Annotated in this window: 1 protein-coding gene; it reads right to left on the bottom strand. The window is 60.5% G+C overall.

The window, feature by feature from the left end; all coding sequences use genetic code 11:
- A partial coding sequence (locus MWC30_RS21860) for a DEAD/DEAH box helicase family protein (RefSeq protein WP_244086309.1) occupies window positions 1–489 on the bottom strand: 489 nt, incomplete at both ends.

The raw sequence follows: 489 nt of genomic DNA, 5'->3' as shown, positions 1-489 counted from the left end.
GCTTATCGCCGCTGACGAACGTGCTGTCGTGGATTTTGGTGAACGCTGCCTGGTCCTGATCCGTTGCAGTGGCGCCTGTGGTGCGGTGGGCCTCATCGCAGATGATCAGATCAAACTCACCCAGTCCGTGCTGCTGCGCTTGATGGATGACGTCGATGGATTGGTAGGTGGAGAACACCACGGTACGGCCGTCGTAGTCCCCGGCCCGGTTGAGTTGATCTAACAGGTGGGCGGCGTCTGTGGTGGCTGGCACCAGCAGGTCTGTGGTGGAGATGTCCTCGTCGGCCTTGTTCTTGCCGACCTTCACATCAGAACAGACGGCAAGGGCGCGGAAGTCCTCAGCGGCGTCGCGCTTCCACTCCCGCAGGGTCTGATCCAGCAGTGCGATAGAGGGGACCAAGAACAACACCTTCGCATCGGAGGCGGGGTGTTCCTGCATGATCTGCAGGGAGGTGAATGTATGGCCCGTACCGCAGGCCATGATCAGCT

Origin of the sequence: Desulforhabdus sp. TSK, assembly GCF_022836495.1 — a bacterium.
Taxonomy (GTDB): Bacteria; Desulfobacterota; Syntrophobacteria; order Syntrophobacterales; family Syntrophobacteraceae; genus Desulforhabdus.
The sequence above is the reverse complement of the archived record's forward strand: the minus strand, read 5'-3'. Positions and strand labels throughout refer to the sequence as shown.